The sequence below is a fragment of the Streptomyces sp. NPDC126499 genome (assembly GCF_040302485.1).
Lineage (GTDB): Bacteria > Actinomycetota > Actinomycetes > Streptomycetales > Streptomycetaceae > Streptomyces.
Genome location: NZ_JBEOUO010000004.1, coordinates 262,422 through 285,432, shown reverse-complemented (window position 1 = coordinate 285,432; position 23,011 = coordinate 262,422). Strand labels below are relative to the sequence as shown.

The window sequence follows — 23,011 nt, the reverse complement described above, 5'->3', positions numbered from 1 at the left end:
GTTCCCCGTTCCCCTTTCCCCTTCCCTTTTCAGGAGGCATCCCGGTGACCGCCCGATCCGCAGGCAAGACAGCCCGCAAGCCGAAGACGCCCGCGCCCCGGGCCGAGGCCAAGCCGGACGGCCAGGACGGGGCCGCCGTACGGAAGGCGCCACCGCTCGACGCGGGGGACAGGGCGCGGCTGCTCGCCGGTGAGCATCACGACCCGCACGCGCTGCTCGGCGCCCACCCGGTGCGGGGCGGGATCGCGGTGCGGGTGCTGCGCCCGTGGGCCCGGGAGGTCACCGTCCTGGCCAAGGGGAAGCGGTACGCGCTGCACGACGAGGGCGACGGCCTGTTCACGGGCGTGCTCCCGCTCCTGCGCAAGGTCCCGGAGTACGAGCTCCGGGTCCGCTACGACGGCGACGAGCTCGCGGTCGTCGACCCGTACCGCTTCCTGCCCGCCCTCGGCGAGCTGGATCTGCACCTGATCGGCGAGGGCCGCCACGAGGAGCTGTGGACGGCGCTCGGGGCCCGCGTCATGACCCACCAGGGCGTGACCGGCACCCGCTTCACGGTGTGGGCGCCGAACGCCCGCGGCGTGCGGGTCACGGGCGACTGGACGTACTGGGACGGCACCGCCCTGCCGATGCGCTCGCTCGGTTCGACGGGCGTGTGGGAGCTGTTCGTGCCGGGCATCGGCGAGGGCGCGGTCTACAAGTTCGACATCGCCCGCCCGGACGGCTCGCACACCCTGCGCGCCGACCCGATGGCCCGCCGCACCGAGTGCCCGCCGAACACCGCGTCGGTCGTGACCGCCGACCACCACGTGTGGCAGGACGACGAGTGGATGGCCCGGCGCGGGGCGCGGCCCCACCACGAGGCGCCGCTGTCCGTCTACGAGGTCCACCTGCCGTCCTGGCGGCCGGGGCTCACCTACCGGCAGCTCGCCGAGCAGCTGCCCGCGTACGTCGCCGATCTCGGTTTCACGCACGTGGAGTTCATGGCGGTCGCGGAGCACCCCTTCCACGGTTCCTGGGGCTACCAGGTCACCGGCTTCTACGCGCCGACGGCCCGCCTCGGCACCCCGGACGACTTCCGCTTCCTCGTCGACGCGCTGCACCGGGCCGGCATCGGCGTCCTGATGGACTGGGTGCCGGCGCACTTCCCGCGCGACGACTGGGCCCTCGCCGAGTTCGACGGGCGCCCGCTGTACGAGCACGAGGACCCGCGCCGTTCGGCCCACCCGGACTGGGGCACCCTGGAGTTCGACTACGGCCGCAAGGAGGTGCGGAACTTCCTCGTCGCCAACGCGGTGTACTGGTGCGAGCAGTTCCACCTCGACGGCCTGCGGGTGGACGCGGTCGCCTCCATGCTCTACCTGGACTACTCGCGCGAGCACGGCGAGTGGCTGCCGAACGAGTTCGGCGGCCGGGAGAACCTGGACGCGGTGGCCTTCCTGCAGGAGATGAACGCCACGGTGTACAAGCGCTGCCCCGGCGTGATCACCTTCGCCGAGGAGTCCACCGCCTGGGACGGCGTGACCCGGCCGACCGACCAGGTGGGTCCGGGCGGCTTCGGCGGCCTCGGCTTCGGCATGAAGTGGAACATGGGCTGGATGCACGACTCCCTCGGCTACATGGAGAAGGACCCGGTCCACCGCAAGTACCACCACCACGAGATGACCTTCTCGATGGTGTACGCGTACAGCGAGAACTACATCCTGCCGATCTCCCACGACGAGGTCGTGCACGGCAAGCGGGCCCTGGTGTCGAAGATGCCGGGCGACTGGTGGCAGCGGCGCGCCAACCACCGCGCGTACCTGGGCTTCATGTGGGCCCACCCGGGCAAGCAGCTGCTCTTCATGGGGCAGGAGTTCGCGCAGGGCGCGGAGTGGTCGGCGGAGCACGGTCCCGAGTGGTGGCTGATGGACGAGACCTACCACTCGGCCGGTGACCACCGGGGCGTACGGGACCTGGTGCGGGACCTGAACACGGTGTACACGGCGACGCCGGCGCTGTGGGAGCGGGACACCTCGCCCGAGGGCTTCCAGTGGATCGCGGGCGACGCGGCCGAGGACAACGTCTTCGTCTTCCTCCGCTTCGACGCGGCCGGCTCCCCGCTCCTCGTCGTGTGCAACTTCTCGCCGGTCGTGCGGACGGACTACCGGATCGGCGTGCCGGACAGCTTCGCCGCGTGGTCGGAGGTGCTGAACACGGACGCGGCCCGCTACGGCGGCAGCGACGTGGTGGGCACCGACCCGGTGAAGACCGAGTCGGTGCCGTGGCACGGCCGTCCGGCGAGCGTACGGATGACGCTGCCGCCGCTGGCGACGGTCTGGCTCCGGCCCGCCTGAGCAGGACCACGTGACCGGGGCCGTCCGGCCAGGCCCGTCTGACCACGTTCCACCTGGTCAGGCGGGCCTGATCACGCCCAGGCGCTGGGTGGCCCGGGTCAGTGCCACGTACAGGTCGTTGATCCCGTGCGGGGCGCCGGCCCGGATGCCGTCGGGGTCGACGACGAGGACGGTGTCGAACTCCAGGCCCTTGGCCTGGCGCGGGTCGAGCAGCACCACCGGGTTCGTCAGGTCGAGCTCGGCCCCGTAGGAGGCGTCGGGCAGTGCCGCGCGCAGCTCCGGGTGCAGGGCCTCGGGCGCGATGACGGCGAGCCGGCCCTCGGGCCGCACCTCGGCCGCCACCGCGTCGGCGGTCTCCTTGACCGGGTCCTCGACGGTGCGGTCCCAGGGCTCGACGCCCGTGGACCGCACCGAGCTCGGCGGCTCGAAGTCGGGGTCGGCCTCGCGGCGTACCTCGGCGGCGACCGCCATGATCTCCGCGGGCGTGCGGTAGTTGACGCCGAGGCGTACGAGCTCCCAGCGGTCCTGCACGTAGGGCGCGAGGATCTTCTCCCAGGCGCCGACGCCGGCCGGGTCGCCGGTCTGCGCGGGGTCGCCGACCAGGGTCATGGAGCGGGTGGGGCTGCGGCGCATGAGCAGGCGCCACAGCATCGCGGACAGCTCCTGCGCCTCGTCGACGATGATGTGCCCGAACGCCCAGGTGCGGTCGGCGGCGGCGCGTTCGGCGGCGCTGCGGTGGTCGGCCTCCTCGTGCCGTTCGGCGAAGCGCTCGGCGTCGATGATGTCGTGCGCGGACAGCACCTCGGAGGCGTCCTTGTCGAGCTCCTCCTTGTCCTCGAACTCGTAGGTGCGCGAGGCGTAGGAGACGTCGAGGACGCCCTGCGCGTACTGGATCCGCTTCTGCCGCTCGGCCTCCTCGGCGGCGCGGGCGGCGGCGTCGTCCTCGCCGAGGAGTTCGGCGGCCTCGTCGAGGAGCGGGACGTCGGCGGGGGTCCAGGGCCCGCCGTCCCGGCGGATGGCGGCGGCGTCCGCCTCGTCGAGGTGGGTGGGTTCGGCGAGGTAGTCGGCGAGGAAGTCCTGCGGGGTGAGGGGCGGCCAGAGGGTGTCGAGGGCGGCGTGCACCTCGGGGTTGGCGGCGACGCCCTTGGCGAGCAGGGCGCGGTCGTCGGGTCCGAGGAAGTTGGGGCCGCCGTAGGGGTCGGCGCCGATGCGGTCGGCGAGCTGTTCGGCGAGCGCGTCGAGGATCGCGAAGACGAAGTAGGGGCGGGCCAGGTTGTGCGGCAGGAAGGTCTCGCGGGCCCGGTGGCGGGCCTCGAGGGCCATGTCCCAGTCGATCACCAGGTCGCCGTCGTCGTGCGGGACGATCAGCGGCGCGCCGCGCTCGGGCACCTGCTGGCGGTCCCGTACGGCGTTCGCGAGCGCCTCGGCCATGGCGGCGGAGCCCTTGACGGCGGCGGCGCGGGGGGTGTCGGTGCCGGTGGCGCGGACGCCGGGGAAGAGCTCGCCGGGGGTGGCGAGGAGGACGCCGGTCTCGCCGAGGGAGGGCAGCACGTTGCCGATGTAGCCGAGGAAGGCGGGGTTGGGGCCGACGATCAGGACGGCCCGCTTGGCGAGCTGCTCGCGGTGGGCGTAGAGGAGGTAGGCGGCGCGGTGCAGGGCGACGGCGGTCTTGCCGGTGCCGGGTCCGCCCTCGACGACGAGGACCCCGCCGTGCGGGGAGCGGATGATGGCGTCCTGCTCGGCCTGGATGGTCTGCACGATGTCGTGCATGCGGCCGGTGCGGGCGGCGTCGAGGGCGGCGAGCAGCACCTCGTCGGCGTCGCGGTTCTCGTGCCCGGTGCGGGTGGTGTCGGCGAGGTCGAGGACCTCGTCGTGGAGGGAGACGACCTCGCGGCCCTGGGTGGTGATGTGGCGCCTGCGCCGCAGGCCCATCGGCTCGTAGCCGGTGGCGAGGTAGAAGGGGCGGGCGACCTCGGCGCGCCAGTCGACGACGAGCGGGGTGCGGTGGGCGTCGTCCTCGCGGATGCCGAGGCGGCCGATGTGGTGGTCGCGGCCGTCCTGGAAGACGAGCCGGCCGAAGCAGAGTCCGCTCTCGCCAGCGTTGAGGGCGGCGAGCAGCCCGGACTGCTCGGCGACGAGCACGTCCCGCTCCAGGCGCGCCTGCGCGCTGCCCGCGCCGGGCGTGGCGAGCGCGGCCGCGACGCCGGCCTCGGCCTGGTCCCTGAGGGCGTCGAGTCGGGCGTAGAGCTCGGTGATGAATTTCTGCTCGTTCCGAAATTCTTCGGTTGACAATTCGACTCCCGCCGCGATACAGTGCGTTTATTGAATACGTGAGCACGGTTCACCTTGCGCACGCAGAGCCAACCAATATAGTCGCCGAATTACCCCGCCTGTCAATTCTAGGCCGGGGTATTTTTGTGCGCCATGACGAGGCATTCGGCAGCCCATGAGCTGCTTCGCGCCCGGTGCGCGGACACGATCGCCCACCCGGGCGGCACCCTCCTGACCCATCTGAGCGGGTCGAGGCCCGGCTCGCCGGCTGGGGCGCCCGGGAAGACCTGCGCCTGGCGGGCCTGTGCCACGCCTTCTACGGCAAGCACGGCTTCGCCGCGAGCCTGCTGCCCCGGGAGCGCCGCGCGGACCTGGCGGCGGCGATCGGCCCGGCCGCGGAAGAACTGGTGTACTTCTACGCGAGCTGCGACCGGGATTTCACGCACCCGGGGCTTGCGCGTGACGACGGGCTGTTCCGCGACCGGTTCACGGGCGAGGAGTTCGTCCCGACGTCCCGGCAGCGCGCGGATTTCGCGGAGCTGACGGCGGCGAACGAGCTGGACGTGCTGGCGATGAACGCACCATTCCGGCAGCGGTACCGCGCCCCGCTGCTGCGGCTGCTCAACGGCTGGGGGCCCCTGCTGAGCGAGCCGGCCCTCGCGTCCGCCCGCGGGCTGCTGTCGATGACGGTCGACGAGCGCCGCGCCTGAGGGTGCCCCGAGAAGGGTGATGCCGGAAACGTGTAACAGCGCGATCAGGATGACCGCGACTTCTCCAGGGGGTGTGGGAGGCTGCCCTGTCGTGGTCGACAGTCAGGTGGGAGTCCTTCCGTGATCAGCGAACGCCGCCCCTCGCCCGGTTCCGATCGGGCCTTCCGCCTTCTCGTGACGGGAGGGGGTACAGGTGGCCACACCTACCCGGCCCTGACGGCCGTCCGGACCATGCGTGAGCGCCTGTCTTCCGAAGGCCGGACGCTGGAGGTTCTCTGGATCGGCACGGCCGAGGGCCTCGAGGCACGAGTCGCGCCGTCGGAGGGGATCGCCTTCGCAACGGTCGCCACGGGGAAGGTCCGTCGATCGGGCAACCCGCTCAAGATGCTGTCCGCGGCGAACGTGAAGGACATGGCGAAGGTCCCACTGGGTATCGCCCAGGCCCGGAAGCTGGTGGCGGAGTTCCGACCGGACGTGGTGCTTGCGACCGGCGGCTACGTCGCTGTTCCGGCAGGGCTTGCGGCGCGGATGTGCCGTCGCCCGCTCGTGCTGCACGAGCAGACTGTGCGCCTCGGACTGGCGAACCGACAGCTGGCGAGTTCGGCCACCCGGATCGCGGTGTCGTCGGAGTCGTCGCTGCCGCTCCTGCCCGAGGCCGTACGCGGCGTCGCGGTGGTCACCGGCAACCCGGTGCGCCCCGAGGTGCTGACCGGTCAGGCGGACAAGGCGGTCGAGACCCTGGGGTTGACGGGCTTCGACCGCCGGCTGCCGACCGTGTACGTCACGGGTGGCGCGCAGGGCGCTCAGCAGATCAACGGCGTGGTCGGTGACGCTCTTGAGTGGCTGCTGGAACGCGCCAACGTGATCCATCAGTGCGGGCCCGACAACGTCGGGGGGCTGCGTCAGCGCGCGGACGGGCTGGCGGAGGCGCTCCGCGCCCGATACCACCTGACGGGCTTCGTCGGCGCAGAGCTGCCGGACGTCCTGGCGCTCGCTGACGTCGTCGTCTCCCGCAGCGGCGCCGGGACGCTCGCGGAGTTGACCGCGCTCGGCAAGCCGGCGGTGTTCGTTCCGCTGGCTACGTCGGCCGGGAACGAGCAGGCGCACAACGCTCGGCACTTGGAGGAGTCGGGCGCCGCCGTCGCTCTGGTCGGTGACGTGACCGCGGACCGGCTCAAGCATGCCGTTGGCCCGCTGCTCGTCGATCCCGCGCGGCGGGAGGCGATGGGGCAGCGGGCCAGGGAGCACGGGCGGCCGGACGCGGCGGACAGGCTTGTCGACGTGCTGTTGTCCGCCGCGGGCTGACCCTGCCTATGACCTTCGCGGGTCGATGTGGAGGGCGGTGCCGGCCTCGATCAGCACGGCGCACTCGTTGAACGCCTGAGGTTATCCGTGGCTGCCGCAGGGTCCTCGGAAACCTCCGCCCGCCCGGCGGGTGCGGCTGGCCCCGCGCCGACAAATGCCGGGCGGAGGGCCGGGGCCGTTGCTAGCGTCGGAGGCATGAAGCGCGCTGCCGTCCGCACGACGACGCCGGAGAGTGTCCCGGCGCGCTGACAGCTGTTCTTGTCCGAAGCCCCGGGGCGAACGCCCCGGGGCTTCGTCGTGTCGGCTCCGGGGTCCGCCCCCGACCCACACGAGGAGTGACCATGAGCGAGTCAGGCAACGTCGTCGACCACCGCAGGCTCGGCCGGGAGCTGGACCTGTTCGACACCGATCCGCTGGTCGGGGCCGGGCTGCCGTACTGGCTGCCCGACGGGGCCGCCGTACGGGCCGCCCTGGAGGAGTACGTACGGGAGGCGGAGCGGCGGGCCGGGTACCGGCATGTGTACTCGCCGGTGCTCGGAAAACGCGAGCTGTACGAGATCTCCAGGCACTGGTCGCACTACAGCGACGACATGTTCCCGCCCATGGAGGTCGGCGGGGAGCAGTTCGTGCTGCGGCCCAGCCTCTGCCCGCACCACGCCCTGATCTTCCGCTCCCGGCCCCGCAGCTACCGCGACCTTCCGCTCCGGATGGCCGAGTTGGGCGGCATGTACCGCTCCGAGCTGTCCGGGGTGCTCGGCGGCCTCACCCGCGTGCGGGCCATCCAGCTGAACGACGCCCATGTCTTCTGCACCCTCGACCAGGTCGCCGCCGAGGCCGCCGGGGCCCTGGAGCTGATCCGGCGGGCGTACGCGGCGATGGGCATCGAACCGGCCCGGTACCGGCTGTCGCTGCCCGGGCCCGGCGGCAAGTACGTGGCCGCGCCCGAGAAGTGGGAACGGTCGGTCGCCCTGCTGCGCGAGGTCCTGGACGCCTCCGGTCTCCCGTACGAGGAGGGGGAGGGCGAGGCCGCGTTCTACGGGCCCAAGATCGACGTGCAGGTCGCCGACCCGGCCGGCCGCGAGTCCACCCTCTCCACCGTCCAGGTCGACTTCCACCAGCCCGAGCGGTTCGACCTGCACTACACCGGCCCGGACGGCGACCGGCACCGGCCGGTGATGGTCCACCGCTCGGTCGTCGGCAGCGTGGAACGCGCCGTCGCCCACCTCGTCGAGCACCACGCCGGCGCCTTCCCCGTCTGGCTGGCCCCGGTCCAGCTCGCCGTCCTGCCCGTCTCGGACGAGTCCCGCCCGGCCGCCGCCCGCCTCGCCGACCGGTGCGTCGAGCGTGGCCTGCGTGCCGAGGTCGTCGGCCCCGAGCACGGCACCCTGGGCGCCCGGATCCGCGCGTCCCGGCTCGTCCCGTACCAGGCGGTCATCGGCCCGAAGGAGGCCGCTGCCGACCAGGTCTCGGTCCGGCTCCGTGACGGCCGACGGCTCGCCCCGCTGCCGGCCGCGGAACTCCTCGCCCAGGTGGGGGCGGTGGTGGCGGCGCGCTCGACCGAGCTGTGGGACTGAGCCCTTGCTTCGGATCAGGGCGGACGAGGGAGCGGCTGGCCGGGCGCCGGCACCGGCTACGCGCTCCGGGCCGGCAGACCGGCGTCGATGACCTCAGCTATAAGGGTGGCGCCGCGGCTGTTCTGGTGGATGTGATCGGTCGTGAGCACGAGACCTCGCCGCCGCGAGATCGTGTCGAGGCTGCGGCGCAGCACCGCGTGCTGGAGGAGGACGCCGATGGTCGACGCGGGCGTCGCCTCCCGGTAGGGAATCGGCGGCGGGTCCGCTCGGCGCAGTTCCTCGATCTGGCGTTCGTGGAGAGGAAGGTAGGCCACCTCGTGGGCGGCGGCGACCTCGGCGATCATCCGGCTGTACGCCTGCGATGCCTGGGCCGCCGCTGCGTCGAGTTGCTGGCCGAGTACCGGTATCGACAGCAGACCGATCGTCGCGTCGGTCTCCGCTCGTAGCCGTGCGACGACGGCTTCCAGGCAGTGCTGGAACCAGTCGGCCGACGGGCGAACGGGGAGCTGTTTGCGCTTCATGACCTGCTCGACGGGGTAGCCGGCAAGGCTCGCTCGGGCGTCGTTGGTCCCGATCAGCACGGTGATCACATCGGATGGGTTCGCGACGACGGCGTCGAGGCGCTGCAACAGGTTGTAGGCGAAGTCGCCGTTGACGCCGAAACGGGCAAGCCGCACGTCACCGGAAGGGTGGCGTCGTCCGAGCAGATCCAGGTAGTCGACGCTGAACTGCGCGCGGGTGAGGCTGTCGCCGAGGCACGCGATGCGTGTCGTCACGGCGCTTCCTCCGGCCTTGGCGTGCCGACGTGTTCGATCGGGCGGGTGTCGGTCCGGGGGCGGTGGTCGGTGCCGAGGGTCGCGGTGATGGCCAGGATGGACGTCGGCCCCTCCATGTCGACCACGTGCCATACCCCGGCCGGGTTGATGGTGGCCTCGCCGGGCCCGAGCTGAACGCGCTCGGGCACCCCGTCCACATCCCGGGTGACCGTCACGGACCCGCTGAGGCAGACGACCAGTTCGTCGCCTGCGGGGTGGCGCTCCCCGTGGTCGCCGGGCCCTTCGCCGTCGAAGATCATTACCATCCGGCCCTCGGCGCCGTCTGCCGCGACCGCGGCACTGTAGGCCCGGAGTACCTCCGGGTCCCAGGTGAAGCCCTCGACGGGTTTCGCCGTCGATCCCAGTCCGAGGTGCACGGGGGTGGTCCGCAGGTCCATGGCAGTGCGTTCGTGGTGGAGGAGTCTCATGCCGACGATCGTCCACGACGGCGATCGGATGGTCTTGAAGAAAAGGGAAGAGGAGCCGACGCGCAGGACTGACGGCCTGTGGCTACCCGGATTCGAGGAGGACTTCGCCACGACGCCAGGCCGTCGGCGACCGGCCCGTGAACTCGCGCCAGTCCCGCACCAGATGGGCCTGGTCGGCGTAGCCGGAGACGGTGGCCACATCGCCCCACGGGAGCGGGTCCCGCGCCGCCGCCAGTTCGTGCGCGTGCTCGAAGCGCAAGACTCGGGCGAAGGTCTTCGGCGACAGGCCCATCTCGCCGCGAAACCGCTCGGTGAGGTACCGACGGCTCCAGCCGAGCTCCGCGGCGACCACACCGACCTGGACGCAACCCCGCGCGGCGACGAGGCGGCGCCATGCCTCGGCCACCTCGGGGCGCACCCGGCGCACCTGGTCGCCGCCGGCGCCACGGCCGACAGCTCGCAGGAGCACTTCGTCCAGCACGGTGAACCGCGCCGCCCATGTCGTCGCCGATCGGAGCCGGTCGACGAGCTCGACGGCAAGCGCTCCGAGAAGCTCGTCGAGGGGGACCAGTCGGTGGGCGAGCTCGGCGGCGGGCATGCCGTAGATGGCCCGGGCCCCGAGCGGTGTCAGCGATACCTGAACACCTTGCTGGCGTCCGTCGTGGTGAATCGCGACGGACCGGCACATCAGACCGCCGGCCACACTGCCGAATCGGGTGACCGGTGACCCGTCGTCGACGCCCGCCCCCACCTCCAAAGGATCTGACAGGCTGATCACCGCAGTGAGCGCGCGGCTCGGCGGGCCGCAGTGCACCCCCGTCGGGAGCCCGCGGAGGTCGAAGCCGACATACGAGTCGACGTACTGCCGCAGGACGGGCGCCGGACGTGCACCGATCCCGGTGGCCGCGTGGTCCTCCATTTCGTCAGTGTACGAGCGGCCCTGCCCGGGAGACTGCGAGCGCGGCGCGGTCGTAGCCTCCCGGGCAGCGCCCGTTTGAGGTGGTGCTCGAAGTAGCCGCGGCCGGCTTCGGCCTGCCGGGAGCTCATCTGGGTCTCCGGGTCGTCGTAGGCTCACAGGCCACGACGACGGCAGCACGGGAGACCGGAATGTGGAAGCGGGCCCTCGACCGGGCGGGCATCGGCGAGCCGCGGCTGCGGCGGGACTACACGGAGCAGCGGCGGGCGGTACGGCGGTTCGCGCCGGCCGAGTACGCGGCCGCGCGGCTGCTGCTGCCCGGCGCGCTGCTGCCGCACGTGGTCGCCGCCGTCGCCTTCATGCACGAGACCGACGACCGGATCGACCGCGGTCCGGCCGACGAACGGGCGGCCGCGCTCGAGGAATGGGACGGGCTCGTCCGGATTGCTTTCGCCGAGGGCGACTCGGCGCTGCCGGTGCTGCGCTGCCTGGTGCGCAGCGCCGAGCGCCACCCGGACCTGCGCACGCACGTGACGGAGTTCCTGCGGGGCTGCGCGTACGAGGTGGCGTGGCGGACGATCGCGGACGACGAGGAGCTGGAGCGGTACGTACGCGCGTACTCGCTGCCCGCGCTGATGCTGACCGCCGGTCTACTCGCCCCCGCGGAGCCGCCCGCGCGGGCGGCGTTCACCGCACGCTGCCATGTGCTCATCCGTGCCATGCAGCGCTTCGACTTCCTGGAGGACCTGGCCGAGGACGTGCGGGCGGGCCGGCCGGGCGTCCCGGCCGACGCGGTGCTGCGCCACGGCGCGGACCTCACCCGGCCCGGCCCGGAGCTCGGCCGGCTCGTGGCGGAGCAGGCGGACCGGGCCGCGGCGGACCTGGTGGCGGCGGCGCCGCTGGCGGGTCTGGTCGATCCGGCGTACCGCCCGTTCGTGCGGGCCCTGACCGGTGTGCAGCGGCTCCGGCTCGACGCGGTGCGCCGGGCGGGACCCGCGCTGGCGGTGCGGCCGTCGGGGCCGTCGGCGCTGCGGGCGGGCGTCCTGCTCCTCGGGGCGTCGGCGGCACGGGCCCGGCGCGCGCCGAGACCCGTGTGACCCGCCTGCTCCTCCACCGGTCCGGCGGTCACGCCCCGGCCGGCTCCAGGACGTCCGAAAGCTCCTCCAGGAGGCGGCGCTTGGGGCGGGCGCCGACCATCGACCGGACGGGTTCGCCGGCGCGGAACACCATCAGCGTCGGCATCGACAGGACGCCGTAGCGGGTGACCGTCTCCGGGTTGGTGTCCGCGTCGATCTGTACGACCTTCAGCCGGCCGGCCTCCTCCCGGGCGATCGCGCTCAGGACCGGGGCCAGCTGGCGGCAGGGGCCGCACCAGTCCGCGGTGAACTCCAGGAGGACCGGCAGCGCGGAGCCGAGCACCTCCGCCTCGAAGTCGGCGTCCGTGACCTCGGCCACGCCTTCCGCTCGGATCATCGTCCTCGTCCTCCTGTCGTCATGGGTCCGGGCGCGTCCTCGCGTCCGGTGGGGTGCTCGTGGCCCAGCTCGCATCGCGGCTCCGGGCCGCCCGGCAGCTCCGCCTCGGCCCGCAGCAGTTGCGCGCCGACCTGGGCGCGCACGGTCCGGAGCTGTTCGATGAGCCCGTCGAGCTCGGCGAGCTTGCGCCGGTAGACGGCGATCGACGCGGGGCACGCGTCGCCCGCCGGGTGGCCGGCGCGCAGGCACTCCACGAACGGCCGGGTCTCCTCCAGCTCGAACCCGAAGTCCTGCAGGGTCCGGATCTGCTGGAGGAGCCGCAGGTCGTCCTCGTCGTAGGTGCGGTAGCCGTTCTCCGTGCGCCGTGCGGTCAGCAGGCCCCGGGACTCGTAGTAGCGCAGAGTCCGCGTGGTCGTGCCCGCCCGCTCGGCCAGCTCGCCGATTCTCATGTCCTCGAACGTAAGCCCTGACGCCGACGTCAAGGCAAGCGCGGAGCTCTCAGGCCGGGTCCCGCAGCAGTGGGAGCACCTGCTCCTCCTCGTACGCGAAGTGTTCCTCCAGCTCGCCGGCGAGCCGGTCGAACTCGCCGCGCAGGGCTTCCGGATCCGCCTCGTCGAGACGGGCGAGCAGGGCCTGGAGCTCGTCGAGGACGCGGGCGACGGTGGCGTGCTCGGCCGCGAGGCGGTCGAAGGCGGCGGCCTTCTCGGGATGTTCCCGGGCCAGGTACGGGAAGAGTCCGGCGTCCTCGCCGCCGTGGTGGACGGCGAGGGCGGAGCAGAACGTGAGGCAGTGCCGGCGCAGCTGAACGGTGAGGCCGGGGGCCTCGGCGGGCCGGGCGTCGAGGCCCTTCCGCAGGATTCTCAGCTCGTCGCGCAGCCAGTCGTGGATCGCGACCAGCTCGTCGGCGAGGGCGTCGAGCCGGGTCGGCGGGGTGTAGTCGGAGACCGGGTTCCGGTAGAGAGCGACGACGGGGAGGACCCGGTCGGTGGCCTTCTGGTAGTCGGCGTAGCCGGGCTCGACCGACACGACCTTGGCGAAGAGCTCGTCGCGCTCGGCTCCGGTGGCGGCGACGGCGGTGGCCTGCCAGGTGGCGATGCCGCCGTCGGCCTCGGCGTCCGGGATCTCCACGGTGACCTGCGGGTTCGCCAGGATGTTGCGGTACCAGTCGGGGTGCCGGTCGGATCCGCCCGCGGAGCCGACCACGAGCAGCCGCTCGCCGTCCGGGCCCTCGTGGCCGTCCGGGCCGTCGTCGCGGACGAAGCCGAGAGGGGTGGTGTGCGGGTTTCCGGACCGGGCGCCGGTGGTGGTGAGAAGGAGGAGCACCCATCCTTCGAAGGGGCCGCCGAGCCGGCCGCCGTGGGTGCGGAACTCGTCGATGATCTCGGTGTTGAAGTGGAGAGGCAAAGCCGTCCCTACAGTCCTCTTGCCTCCATGCCTCCGCTTTCCAGCGCGGACCGGCACGCGACGCGAGTCCGACCATCTCAACCGCGTGCCACGGGAGTTGTCAAGGCGCGGGCGGCAGCAGCGGTTTCCGCTCGACCGGCGAGGACAGCACGATGGAGGTGGTGGTCCGGCCGAGGGCGGAGGTCTGTTCCAGGATCTCCTCCAGATGGACGGTGTCGGTCACGGCGACCTTGAGGATCCAGCAGTCCTCGCCGACGACGTGGTGGACCTCGCGGATCTCCGGGCGGGCGGTGAGTTCCAGGGTGCGGGGGTGCTTGAGGGTGTAGCCGCCGTGCGGGTTGACGCGGATGAAGGCCTGGATTCCGTAGCCGAGCCGGGCGGGGGCGACCTGCGCGCCGTATCCGGTGATCGCGCCACAGGCCTCCAGGCGGCGGACCCGCTCGGTGACGGCGGCGGGGCTGAGGCGGACGCGGCGGCCGAGCTCGCTGAGTTTGATGCGGCCGTCGCTCTGGAGCAGGTCCAGGATCTGCCGGTCGATGGGGTCGAAGGCGCCCGCCGTCGTTTCGACGGTGGCGGGGCGCGGCGGCCGTGGTTCCTTCGGTGAGACGACCTGGACTCCCATGATTCCCCCTTCAGTTGGCGTGCGCACAACGTAACACTTGAGCCATGGACGTTTTGATCACCGGCGGCAACCGCTATTTCGGAAAGCGCCTGATAACGCGACTGCTGGACGCCGGACATCGGGTGACCGTGCTCAACCGCGGCTCCTCACCCGACCCGGACGGTGTCATTCCGCTGCGCGCGGACCGGAATGACGAGGCCGCGCTGGAAAAGGCGCTCGCCGGGCGGACTTTCGACGTCGTGGTCGACCAGGTCTGTTACACCCCGCGGCAGGCGGACATCGCCCTGCGGGTCTTCGCCGGACGCACCCGGCGTTATGTGATGACCTCGACGGTGGAGGTGTACGCGTACGAGGACTCCGCCCTACCCGTCGCCGAGGACGCGCTCGACCTGGCCGCGCTGCCCGTGGACCTCGGGCTGCCGTGGGAGGACCCCGCGTTCCTGGAGGAGCACTACGGGGAGGGGAAGCGGCAGGCGGAGGCGGTGTTCGCGGCGGCCGGCGCCCGGTTCCCGTGGGCGTCGGTGCGGGTGGCCCACGTCCTGGGCGGCGCCGACGACTTCACCGGGCGGGTCGCGCACTACGCGAGCCGGATCCGGGCGGGCGAGCCGGTCGCGGTGCCGGTCGTGAACCGGCCGGCGACCTATGTGTACGTGGAGGAGATCGCCGCGTTCCTCGCCTGGGCGGCGGTCGGGGCGGATTTCACCGGGCCGGTGAACGCGCATTCCCACGGACCGCTGACGACGGCGGACATCTGCGGGGAGATCGAACGCCTTGTGGGCGGCGGTCCGACCCTTTACCAGGAGGTGGAGGTGGGCGAGGTGTCGCCGTTCTCCTTCGCCCGCGCGTACGCCATGGACAATTCCCGGGCGGAGGGCCTCGGATTCCGTTTCTCGCATTCCTCGGAATGGCTGCGTACGGCGCTCGCGGAAACGCTGGCCGGGACCGGGACGGCCGCCGAAAAGCTCACGGAAACGCTCACGGAAGCGCGGGCGGGCGACGCGGAGGTGGCGCTCTGATGCGGTATCGCCTGCTCGGCGGCACGCCCGTCAGCGCGATCGGGCTCGGCGCGATGCCGCTGTCGATCGAGGGCCGGCCCGACGAGGCCCGCGCCCTCGCCACCGTTCACGCCGCCCTGGACGCGGGCGTCACGCTCCTCGACACGGCGGACTCGTACCACCCGCCGAGCGGGGAGCCGGGCGAGAACGAGCGGCTTCTCGCCCGCGCCCTCGCCGCCTACGGCGGTGACCGCGACACGGTGCTCGTCGCCACCAAGGGCGGGCGCGGCCGGAGCGCCGACGGCGGCTGGACGGTCGACGGCCGCCCGGAGCACCTGCGGCGGGCGGCCGAGGCGTCGGCACGGCGGCTCGGGCTGCCGGCGATCGGCCTCTACCAGCTCCACAAGCCGGACCCGGCCGTTCCGTACGCCGAATCCCTCGGCGCTATACGGGAGTTGCTGGACGCGGGCACGATCCGGCTGGCCGGCGTCTCCAACGTGGACCGCGAGCAGATCCTGCTGGCCCGCGAGATCCTGGGCGAGCGGCTGGTCTCCGTACAGAACCGCTACTCGCCGGCCGTCCGTGACGGCGAGGCGGAGCTGCGCCTGTGCGCGGAGCTCGGCCTCGCCTTTCTGCCGTGGAGCCCGCTCGGCGGCATCTCCCGCAGCTCCCTGGACGGCGCCTCCGCCCAGGAGGCGGATCCCCGCTTCGGCGCCTTCCACCGGGTGGCCCGCGCCCGCGGGGTGAGCCCCCAGCGGGTGGCCCTGGCCTGGCTCCTCGCCCGTCCGGGCTCGGTCGTCCCGATCCCGGGCGCGAGCCGCCCGGAGACGGCCCGCGACTCGGCCGCGGCCACCGAACTGGTGCTGACCAAGGCCGAGCTGGCTGAGCTCGGCGAGTGAGCCGAAGGGGCGCGACGCTGTCGAAAGGGAGCGCGCGCGGAGCCTCCCGAGGAACGAGGGAGGCGAGCACGGGCGACCGTCGACAGCGGCCGAAGCGCCCCGGAGGAGAACCGAGCCGCAGAAGGGGGGGAGGGAACGCCCCCGGCGTCGCTGTGCGCGCTCGGGGGCGTTCCGCGGCCGGGGCCCGGATCCGGCTCAAGGCCCGGGGCCCGGGGCTCGTCAGACGCCGGCGCGGGCCTTCTCGTCGCCCTCGCCGGCGCGCAGGTCCGCGCGCCGGTCGGGGACGGCGCAGTCGTCGGCGGGGGCGCCGTGGCCGTCGTCGACCAGGGTGGTCTCGTCGAAGGGGACGCGGCCGGCCAGGACCTCGGTCACCCGTGCCTTGTCGATCTCCTTGGTCCAGGTGCCGACGAGGACGGTGGCGACGGCGTTGCCCGCGAAGTTGGTGAGGGCGCGGGCCTCGCTCATGAAGCGGTCGATGCCGACGATCAGGCCGACGCCGTCGACGAGTTCGGGGCGGTGCGACTGGAGGCCGCCGGCGAGGGTGGCGAGACCGGCGCCGGTGACGCCCGCCGCGCCCTTGGAGGCGATGATCATGAAGACGAGGAGGGAGATCTGCTCGCCGAGCGACAGCGGGTCGCCCATGGCCTCGGCGACGAAGAGCGAGGCCATCGTCAGATAGATCGCGGTGCCGTCCAGGTTGAAGGAGTAGCCGGTCGGGACGGTGATGCCGACCACCGGCTTGCTGACGCCCAGGTGCTCCATCTTCGCGATCAGGCGCGGCAGCGCCGACTCCGAGGAGGAGGTGGACAGGATCAGCAGGAACTCGCGGCCCAGGTACTTCAGCAGGGTGAGGATGTTGACGCCCGCGACCAGGCGCAGCAGCGCGCCGAGGACCACGAAGACGAACAGCGCGCAGGTGACGTAGAAGCCGATCATGATGACGGCGAGGGACTTGAGGGCGTCCAGGCCGGTCGCGCCGACCACGGCGGCGATCGCGCCGAACGCGCCCACCGGGGCCGCCCACATGATCATGGCGAGGATGCGGAAGACCAGCCGCTGGATGTGCCCGATGCCGCGCAGCACCGGCTCGCCGGCCGAGCCCATCGCCTGGAGCGCGAAGCCCGCGAGGAGCGCGACCAGCAGGGTCTGGAGGACCTCGCCCTCGGTGAAGGCGGAGACGAGGGTCGTGGGGATGATGCCGAGGAGGAAGTCGGCCGTGCCCTCGCTCGCGCCTTCGGCCTGCTTGGCCCCGGCCTCGGCGAGGTCCTTGGTGAGGTGGAGGCTCGAACCGGGCTCCAGGAGGTTGCCGACGAGGAGGCCGATGGCGAGGGCGACGGTCGACATCACCAGGAAGTAGCCGAGGGCCAGGCCGCCGACCGCGCCGACCTTGGCGGCCTTGCGGACCGAGCCGACGCCGAGCACGATCGTGCAGAAGATGATCGGCGAGATCATCATCTTGATCAGGTTGACGAAGCCGGTGCCGAGCGGCTTGAGCTCGACGGCCACTCCGGGCGCCAGGAAGCCCACGGCGATGCCGAGCAGGACGGCGCCGATCACGGCCAGGTACAGATAATGGGTGCGGTCCCGTCGTGCGGCCACGGGGTCCTCCTCGTATTCAGGGGTGTCCACGTCCCGGTGGATCCCCGCGACTATCCACCAGCCTGTGACCGGGGTCACCCTTGCGTACGTTTCGTTCGCGACCGAACCGTTCGTCTCGTTCCAGGACCGATGCGGGAGACACTCGGAAACGATGCGGCGTACGGCTCGGGATCGGCTCGTATCGGCTCGGGAGGCCGCTCGGGAAACGATTCGGCTACGCGGTTCGAGCTTCCGTCGCCGTGACCGGCACACTTGCTCGCATGCGTCTCCACCTGCCCCGGCCCCGCAGTCTCGCGGCTCAGCTCTTCGCGATGCAGGTCGTGCTGGTGGCCGCCGTCGTCGCGGGGTGCGCGGTCTTCGCGTACGTGACGGACCGCGCCCAGGCCGAGGAGACCGCGCGCCGCCAGTCGACGGCGACCGCCACGGCCGTCGCCGAGTCGCCCGCCGTGGTGGCGGCGGCCCGCTCGGCGAACCCGACGGCCGCGCTCCAGCCGTACACGGAGGCGCTGCGGCGGCGCTCGGGCGTCACCTTCGTGGTGATCATGGCTCCGGACGGGACGCGCTGGACGCACCCCGAGCCGGAGCAGATCGGCCGTACCTACCTCGGGCACATCGACCCGGCCGTGCGCGGTGAGACCTTCTCCGAGATCCACATGGGGGTGCTGGGCCCCTCGGTCCGTACGGTCGCGCCGGTCGTCGACCCGCAGGACCACGACCGGGTGATCGCCCTGGTCAGCGCCGGCATCACCATCGAGAAGATCAGCGAGCAGGTGAGCGAGCAGGTCGCGGCCCTGCTCGGCATGGCCGGCGCGGCGCTCGCGCTCGGCGGCGCCGGCACGTATGTGATCAACGCCCGGCTGCGCCGGCACACCAAGGGCATGAACGCGACGGAGCTGAGCCGGATGCACGACTACCACGAGGCCGCGCTGCACGCGGTGCACGAGGGACTGGTGATGCTGGACGGGCGGCGGCGGATCGCGTTGATCAACGACGGGGCGCGGGAACTGCTGGGCCTGGCCGGCGCGGACGGCGACGACGTGGTCGGCCGTCCGGCGGCTGACCTGGGGCTGCCGGCCTCGCTGACGGGCGCGCTGCTCGCCTCGGAGCCGCGCGTGGACGAACTGCACCTGACCGACGAGCGGGTCCTCGTCGTCAACACCCGTCCGGTGGTGGGCGGCGAGCGCCGCGGCACCGTGGTGACCCTGCGGGACCGCACCGAGCTCCAGGCGCTCTCCGGCGAGCTGGACTCCGAGCGCGGCTTCACGGAGGCCCTGCGCTCCCAGGCGCACGAGGCGGCGAACCGGCTCCACACGGTGGTCTCGCTGATCGAACTGGGCCGCGTCGACGAGGCCGTCGGCTTCGCCACCGCCGAACTGGAACTGGCCCAGGCCCTCACCGACCGCGTGGTGACCGCCGTCGGCGAACCCGTCCTCGCCGCCCTCCTCCTCGGCAAGGCGGCGCAGGCGAACGAGCGGGGCGTGGAACTGGTCCTGACCGAGGACAGCCGCATCGACGACGGTGTCCTGCCGGTGTCCCTGCCCTCCCGCGACCTGGTGACGATCCTCGGCAACCTTGTCGACAACGCGGTGGAGGCGGCCGGCGGCACCGGCGGCAAGGGCGCCCGGGTCACCGTGACCGCGCTCGCGGAGGGCGGCGAGCTGCTGCTCCAGGTCGGCGACAGCGGACCCGGTGTGCGGGCCGAGGACCGGGAGGCGGTCCTGGACCGGGGCTGGTCGACCCGGGGGCCCGGGCGGGGGCTCGGGCTCGCCCTGGTCCGGCAGGCGGTCACCCGGGCGTCCGGCACGCTGACCCTGGAGCGGTCCCGGCTCGGCGGCGCGGAGTTCACCGTCCGGCTGCCGCTCGGCGCCGCGCGGGCGGACGCCCCGCAGGCCCCCGCCGGGGACGAGACCACCCGGCGGGCCACCGCCACGGACGAGACCACCCGGCAGGCCACCGCCACGGACGTGACCGCCCCACAGACCACCTCCACAGACGCAGCCGCCACCCAGCCCCCCGCCGCGGACGCAGCCGCCTCGCGGGCTCCCGTCACGGACGACGACGGCGACGGCACCACCCCTCAGGCCCCCGTCGCGGAGGTGGGGGCATGAGCGAGGCCGGCCGGGACATCCGGGTGCTCGTGGTCGAGGACGATCCCGTCGCCGCCGACGCGCACGCCCTGTACGCGGGGCGGGTGGACGGCTTCGTGGTGGTGGGCGTGGCGCATTCGCGGGCCGCGGCGGTGCGGGTGCTGGAACGGACGCCGGTGGACCTCATCCTGCTCGACCTCTATCTTCCGGACGGCCACGGGCTGCAGCTGCTGCGGTCCCTGCGCGCCGCCGGGCACGCGGCCGACGTGATCGCGGTGACCTCGGCGCGCGACCTGGCGATCGTGCGGGAGGGCGTGTCCCTCGGCGTCGTGCAGTACGTCCTGAAGCCGTTCACCTTCGCCACCCTGAGGGACCGGCTCGCCCGGTACGCGGAGTTCCGGGCGACGGCCGGCGAGGCCTCGGGCCAGGACGAGGTGGACCGGGCCCTCGCCACCCTGCGCGCCCCGCAGCCCGCCGCGCTGCCGAAGGGGCTGAGCGGGCCCACCCTGGAGGCGGTGACCCGCTCGCTGCGGGCGGCGGCCGACGGCCTCACCGCGGCGGAGGCGGGCGCGGCCGTCGGGATCTCGCGGATCACGGCCCGCCGCTATCTGGAGCACCTGGTGACCGCCGGCCGGGCGGCCCGCGCGCCGCAGTACGGGCAGATAGGGCGCCCCGAGCTCCAGTACCGGTGGCTCAGCGCGGCCGAGGGCCCGACCCGCGGTTACTGATCAGTTCCCATCTTCCTACGACCTTCCGGGTTTGGGGGAACGCACCGTATCCAATGGTCACACTCCGCATCTACGGTGGCGGCGTGCACCAACCCTCTCCCCCCTTCCACGCGCTCGCCGCCCGCCGTCTGCGCGAGGGGCTCGGCATGGGCCCCGAACACGTCGCCTACGGCCTGCGGGTCCAGTACGGCCTGTACGTCAATCCCGAGACCGTCGTCGCCTGGGAACGCGGCCGGCTCACCCCCACCGCGCAGGAGCTGACCGCGCTGGCCGGCGTGCTGTGGTGTTCCCCCGCCGAGCTCATCGCCGCCGCCACCACCCTGCGGGAACACCGGATGGCCCGGGGCCTCGCCCCGGAGGACCTGGCGCGCCGGGTGGGCCTGGACCCCGGCGCGTACCTGCGCATGGAGGAGTCGGGGCGCTGGCGCGGCAACGAGCGCCAGACCGCCGCCCTCGCGGAGCTCCTCGGCCTCGGCCCGCGCGCGCTGCTCGCCGCGACCGGCGGCGACCAGCAGCTCGCCGGCCTGCTGCGCGACGCGGCGACGACCCGCTGGCAGGCGTATGTGAAACCGGTGGCGAAGCTGCTGCCGCTGCCGAAGCGGACCGTGGAGGACGCCCTCCAGCGCCTGCACGCCGACTACCACTCCACGATGGCCGCCACCAGCAGCTGGGGCGCCTCGGGTGGCACCGGTGACACGGGCCGTGCCTACCTGGACGAGATCACGGACCACTTCTGGGCCGCCGTCGGCCCGTAGTGATCACCGCGTCGCCCGCCGACCCCTAGATTGGGGCCGGTGAGACGACACATACCTTTCGAACGGCTCCACAACTTCCGTGACCTGGGCGGCTATCGGACCGCCGACGGCGGGAGCGTGCGGTGGGCGACCCTCTACCGTTCCGACTCCCTCGCCAAGCTCGCGGGCCCCGACGCGCGCGCCGATCTGGAGCGCTTCCGGGAGCTGGGCGTGGCCACCGTGATCGACCTGCGCTATCCGTGGGAGATCGCCGCCAAGGGCCGCCACCCCGAGACCGAGCCGCAGACCTGGCACAACCTGAGCATCGAGCACCGGCCGTACGACCAGGCCGAGATCGACCCGGCCCTGGACCCCTGGCGCTATCTCGCGGACCGCTTCGCCGAGGTCGCGCTCGACGGCCACGCCGAGATCCGCGCGGCCCTGGAGATCATCGCCGCGGCCGAAGGACCGCTGGTCTTCCACTGCGCCTCCGGCAAGGACCGCACGGGCCTGCTCGCCGCCCTCGTCCTCGGCCTGCTCGACGTGCCGGACGAGGACGTCCTCGCCGACTTCGCCCTCACCGAGCTCGCCACGGAGCGGCTCGTCGCCGACTGGAAGGCCGCCCACCCCGGCCGCGAGCTGCGCTGGCCCGGTTACGGCCGGGCACCCGCCGAGGTCATGCGGCTGGTCCTCGCCGACCTGCGGGCGGAGTACGGCTCGGTGTACGGGTACGTCACCGGGCACGTGGGCCTGGAGCCGACGGCCGTGGACGCGCTGCGGGCCCGGCTCGTGGAGCGGGTCTGACCCTCCGGCCGGCGGCGCCTACCGGCGGTCGAAGCCGAAGAGCTGGCCCCGGGCGTCCGGCCTGCACGGCGCCTGGGCCAGCCGGGCCCACTCGGCCGCGAGGTCGCCGACGACGGTGACGCAGCTGCCCGGGGTCGCGGAGCCGGCCGGGACGATGCGGTAGCCGGTGACCGGGGTGCCGTGCGGCTCCAGGGTGAAGCGTTCGACGCGGGTGGGGTCACCGCACTCGGAGTCCTCGAAGGCGGCGTCGGGTATCCGGCCGCCGGAGGGGATCCCGGAGCAGCCGGGGCCGTAGTCGGGGTGCTGTGAGACGATCCGCCACTGGTCGCCGCCGAGTCGTTTCAGCTCGTACGCGGGGACGTCGGCGCCCGCGCAGGGACGCTGGTGGATCTGACCGCTCCGGCCGCCCCGCCGCTCGTTCAGGCACAGGCCCGAGCCGATCACCCGGATGTGGACGGGGCCCTCGGCGGGTGCGGTGAGCACGGGCGGGGTGCGGTGGGCCGGGGTGTCCTCGCGGAGGAAGGCGACGACGCTGAGGGTGGCGAGGACGAGGCCGGCCACGGCGACGACGGCGACCAGGGTGCGACGCAGGCGGAAGCGGGTCGCGTCGGAGCCGGGCCCTGCGCTGTCCACGGGCGGCTCCGCCCCCGCGACCCCCGGCCACACCGGCGGTGCCTCCGCCGCGCGGTCGGGCGAGTCCGCCACCGGCTCGGCCGCCGCTGGTCGAGCCACCCCGGGGTCGGCGGTCCCTGCCCGGGGCGCCCCGGACCCCGCCGCCCCCGGCTCGTCCGTCGCGGGCCCGGCCGTCACCGGGCCCGCCACCCCGATCCGGTCCGCCCCGGGGCCGGCGGTCACGGTTCCGGCCGCCCCAGGCCCCGCCGCCCCCGCACCGCCCGCCCCCGGCTCGTACACCCCCCGCGTCGCCAGCTCCTTCCGTACCGCCTCCCACTCCTCCGCCTCGCCCGGTCCGACCCCGCACGCGCGGACGAACGCGGCGAGGAGCTCCTCGCGCGGGAGGGTCGTGCGGGCCAGCATGTTGGCGACGGTCGAGCGGGGCAGCACGTCGCCCCGCGCGTCGGCGCGGGCGGCGAGTTCGCGGTAGGTGAGGCCGGACCGGTTCTTCAGGGCCTGGAGGCACGCGAGGAAGTCGGCCGGGTTTCGTGCCTCCCGCGGATCAGGAGCCGTATCCCCCGTGGTCATGCGCGCCGCTCCCCTCGATCCGTACGGCCGGACGGGTTGGGACATGTCCGGGACAGGCCCAAGCCTTGTTGATCGCGGCGCCGGGCTCAAGCATGGATCCGGCCCCGATCTTCC

Annotated in this window: 21 protein-coding genes; 11 read left to right on the top strand and 10 right to left on the bottom strand. The window is 73.2% G+C overall.

Annotation, left to right across the window (positions count from 1 at the left end):
- Window positions 1-44 precede the first annotated feature (44 nt).
- Window positions 45-2,333 carry a 1,4-alpha-glucan branching enzyme gene (glgB, locus tag ABTZ91_RS08035; RefSeq protein ID WP_352076276.1) on the top strand — a complete coding sequence of 763 codons (2,289 nt, stop codon included), beginning with the start codon at window positions 45-47 and terminating at the stop codon, window positions 2,331-2,333.
- Between the two features lie 57 nt (window positions 2,334-2,390).
- Here glgB and ABTZ91_RS08030 read toward each other — a convergent pair whose 3' ends face one another.
- Entirely contained in the window at window positions 2,391-4,625 is a 2,235-nt protein-coding gene (locus tag ABTZ91_RS08030) for a UvrD-helicase domain-containing protein (protein WP_352076275.1), read from the bottom strand.
- A 173-nt stretch (window positions 4,626-4,798) separates the two neighbouring features.
- On the opposite strand from ABTZ91_RS08030, the gene ABTZ91_RS08025 reads away from it, so the two are divergent.
- The 3 genes from ABTZ91_RS08025 to thrS all read left to right on the top strand — a co-directional run bounded on the left by ABTZ91_RS08025 (window position 4,799) and on the right by thrS (window position 8,193).
- Window positions 4,799-5,314, top strand: coding sequence for a DUF6817 domain-containing protein (locus ABTZ91_RS08025; RefSeq protein ID WP_352076274.1), 516 nt, complete (start codon window positions 4,799-4,801; stop codon window positions 5,312-5,314).
- Window positions 5,315-5,434: 120 nt separating this feature from the next.
- Window positions 5,435-6,619: a UDP-N-acetylglucosamine--N-acetylmuramyl-(pentapeptide) pyrophosphoryl-undecaprenol N-acetylglucosamine transferase gene (locus ABTZ91_RS08020; protein ID WP_352076273.1), complete on the top strand. Its 1,185-nt coding sequence runs from the start codon at window positions 5,435-5,437 to the stop codon at window positions 6,617-6,619.
- Window positions 6,620-6,960: 341 nt separating this feature from the next.
- Complete coding sequence (thrS, locus tag ABTZ91_RS08015; protein ID WP_352076272.1) at window positions 6,961-8,193, top strand: threonine--tRNA ligase; 1,233 nt, start codon at window positions 6,961-6,963, stop codon at window positions 8,191-8,193.
- Window positions 8,194-8,249: 56 nt separating this feature from the next.
- Here thrS and ABTZ91_RS08010 read toward each other — a convergent pair whose 3' ends face one another.
- The 3 genes from ABTZ91_RS08010 to ABTZ91_RS08000 all read right to left on the bottom strand — a co-directional run bounded on the left by ABTZ91_RS08010 (window position 8,250) and on the right by ABTZ91_RS08000 (window position 10,355).
- Complete coding sequence (locus tag ABTZ91_RS08010) at window positions 8,250-8,969, bottom strand: GDSL-type esterase/lipase family protein (RefSeq protein ID WP_352076271.1); 720 nt, start codon at window positions 8,967-8,969, stop codon at window positions 8,250-8,252.
- Window positions 8,966-9,436, bottom strand: a complete 471-nt coding sequence (locus ABTZ91_RS08005; RefSeq protein WP_352076270.1) for a cupin domain-containing protein — start codon at window positions 9,434-9,436, stop codon at window positions 8,966-8,968. The genes ABTZ91_RS08010 and ABTZ91_RS08005 overlap by 4 nt, the downstream gene beginning before the upstream one ends.
- Window positions 9,437-9,518: 82 nt before the next feature.
- On the bottom strand, window positions 9,519-10,355 hold the full coding sequence (locus ABTZ91_RS08000) for a helix-turn-helix domain-containing protein (RefSeq protein WP_352076269.1): 837 nt from the start codon (window positions 10,353-10,355) through the stop codon (window positions 9,519-9,521).
- A gap of 188 nt (window positions 10,356-10,543) precedes the next feature.
- On the opposite strand from ABTZ91_RS08000, the gene ABTZ91_RS07995 reads away from it, so the two are divergent.
- Window positions 10,544-11,449 carry a squalene/phytoene synthase family protein gene (locus ABTZ91_RS07995; RefSeq protein ID WP_352076268.1) on the top strand — a complete coding sequence of 302 codons (906 nt, stop codon included), beginning with the start codon at window positions 10,544-10,546 and terminating at the stop codon, window positions 11,447-11,449.
- A 28-nt stretch (window positions 11,450-11,477) separates the two neighbouring features.
- Here ABTZ91_RS07995 and trxA read toward each other — a convergent pair whose 3' ends face one another.
- From trxA to ABTZ91_RS07975, 4 genes are all read right to left on the bottom strand, one after another.
- Entirely contained in the window at window positions 11,478-11,825 is a 348-nt protein-coding gene (gene trxA, locus ABTZ91_RS07990; protein WP_352076267.1) for a thioredoxin, read from the bottom strand.
- Complete coding sequence (locus ABTZ91_RS07985; protein ID WP_352076266.1) at window positions 11,822-12,274, bottom strand: MerR family transcriptional regulator; 453 nt, start codon at window positions 12,272-12,274, stop codon at window positions 11,822-11,824. The genes trxA and ABTZ91_RS07985 overlap by 4 nt, the downstream gene beginning before the upstream one ends.
- 49 nt (window positions 12,275-12,323) lie before the next feature.
- Complete coding sequence (locus ABTZ91_RS07980; RefSeq protein WP_352076265.1) at window positions 12,324-13,229, bottom strand: nitroreductase/quinone reductase family protein; 906 nt, start codon at window positions 13,227-13,229, stop codon at window positions 12,324-12,326.
- Between the two features lie 100 nt (window positions 13,230-13,329).
- Window positions 13,330-13,851, bottom strand: a complete 522-nt coding sequence (locus tag ABTZ91_RS07975; protein ID WP_352076264.1) for an Lrp/AsnC family transcriptional regulator — start codon at window positions 13,849-13,851, stop codon at window positions 13,330-13,332.
- 44 nt (window positions 13,852-13,895) lie between these two features.
- On the opposite strand from ABTZ91_RS07975, the gene ABTZ91_RS07970 reads away from it, so the two are divergent.
- Together ABTZ91_RS07970 and ABTZ91_RS07965 are read left to right on the top strand one after the other, a co-directional pair.
- Window positions 13,896-14,867 carry an NAD-dependent epimerase/dehydratase family protein gene (locus ABTZ91_RS07970; protein WP_352076263.1) on the top strand — a complete coding sequence of 324 codons (972 nt, stop codon included), beginning with the start codon at window positions 13,896-13,898 and terminating at the stop codon, window positions 14,865-14,867.
- Window positions 14,867-15,745, top strand: a complete 879-nt coding sequence (locus tag ABTZ91_RS07965; protein WP_352076262.1) for an aldo/keto reductase — start codon at window positions 14,867-14,869, stop codon at window positions 15,743-15,745. The genes ABTZ91_RS07970 and ABTZ91_RS07965 overlap by 1 nt, the downstream gene beginning before the upstream one ends.
- A gap of 219 nt (window positions 15,746-15,964) precedes the next feature.
- Here ABTZ91_RS07965 and ABTZ91_RS07960 read toward each other — a convergent pair whose 3' ends face one another.
- Window positions 15,965-17,344: a cation:dicarboxylate symporter family transporter gene (locus tag ABTZ91_RS07960; RefSeq protein WP_352076261.1), complete on the bottom strand. Its 1,380-nt coding sequence runs from the start codon at window positions 17,342-17,344 to the stop codon at window positions 15,965-15,967.
- 260 nt (window positions 17,345-17,604) lie between these two features.
- Here ABTZ91_RS07960 and ABTZ91_RS07955 point away from each other — a divergent pair, with 260 nt between their 5' ends.
- From ABTZ91_RS07955 to ABTZ91_RS07940, 4 genes are read left to right on the top strand one after another with little or no spacing between them, the layout of a single operon-like run.
- A complete protein-coding gene (locus tag ABTZ91_RS07955) occupies window positions 17,605-19,452 on the top strand; it encodes a sensor histidine kinase (RefSeq protein WP_352076260.1) in 1,848 nt (615 codons plus the stop codon).
- Window positions 19,449-20,159, top strand: coding sequence for a response regulator (locus tag ABTZ91_RS07950; protein ID WP_352076259.1), 711 nt, complete (start codon window positions 19,449-19,451; stop codon window positions 20,157-20,159). Before ABTZ91_RS07955 ends, ABTZ91_RS07950 begins: the two co-directional genes overlap by 4 nt.
- A gap of 53 nt (window positions 20,160-20,212) precedes the next feature.
- Window positions 20,213-20,914 (top strand): helix-turn-helix transcriptional regulator, encoded by a 702-nt coding sequence (locus ABTZ91_RS07945; protein WP_352076258.1) that lies wholly within the window; start codon window positions 20,213-20,215, stop codon window positions 20,912-20,914.
- A 39-nt stretch (window positions 20,915-20,953) separates the two neighbouring features.
- On the top strand, window positions 20,954-21,697 hold the full coding sequence (locus tag ABTZ91_RS07940) for a tyrosine-protein phosphatase (protein WP_352076257.1): 744 nt from the start codon (window positions 20,954-20,956) through the stop codon (window positions 21,695-21,697).
- Window positions 21,698-21,715: 18 nt separating this feature from the next.
- Here ABTZ91_RS07940 and ABTZ91_RS07935 read toward each other — a convergent pair whose 3' ends face one another.
- Window positions 21,716-22,897 carry a helix-turn-helix domain-containing protein gene (locus tag ABTZ91_RS07935; RefSeq protein WP_352076256.1) on the bottom strand — a complete coding sequence of 394 codons (1,182 nt, stop codon included), beginning with the start codon at window positions 22,895-22,897 and terminating at the stop codon, window positions 21,716-21,718.
- Between the last annotated feature and the right edge of the window lie 114 nt (window positions 22,898-23,011).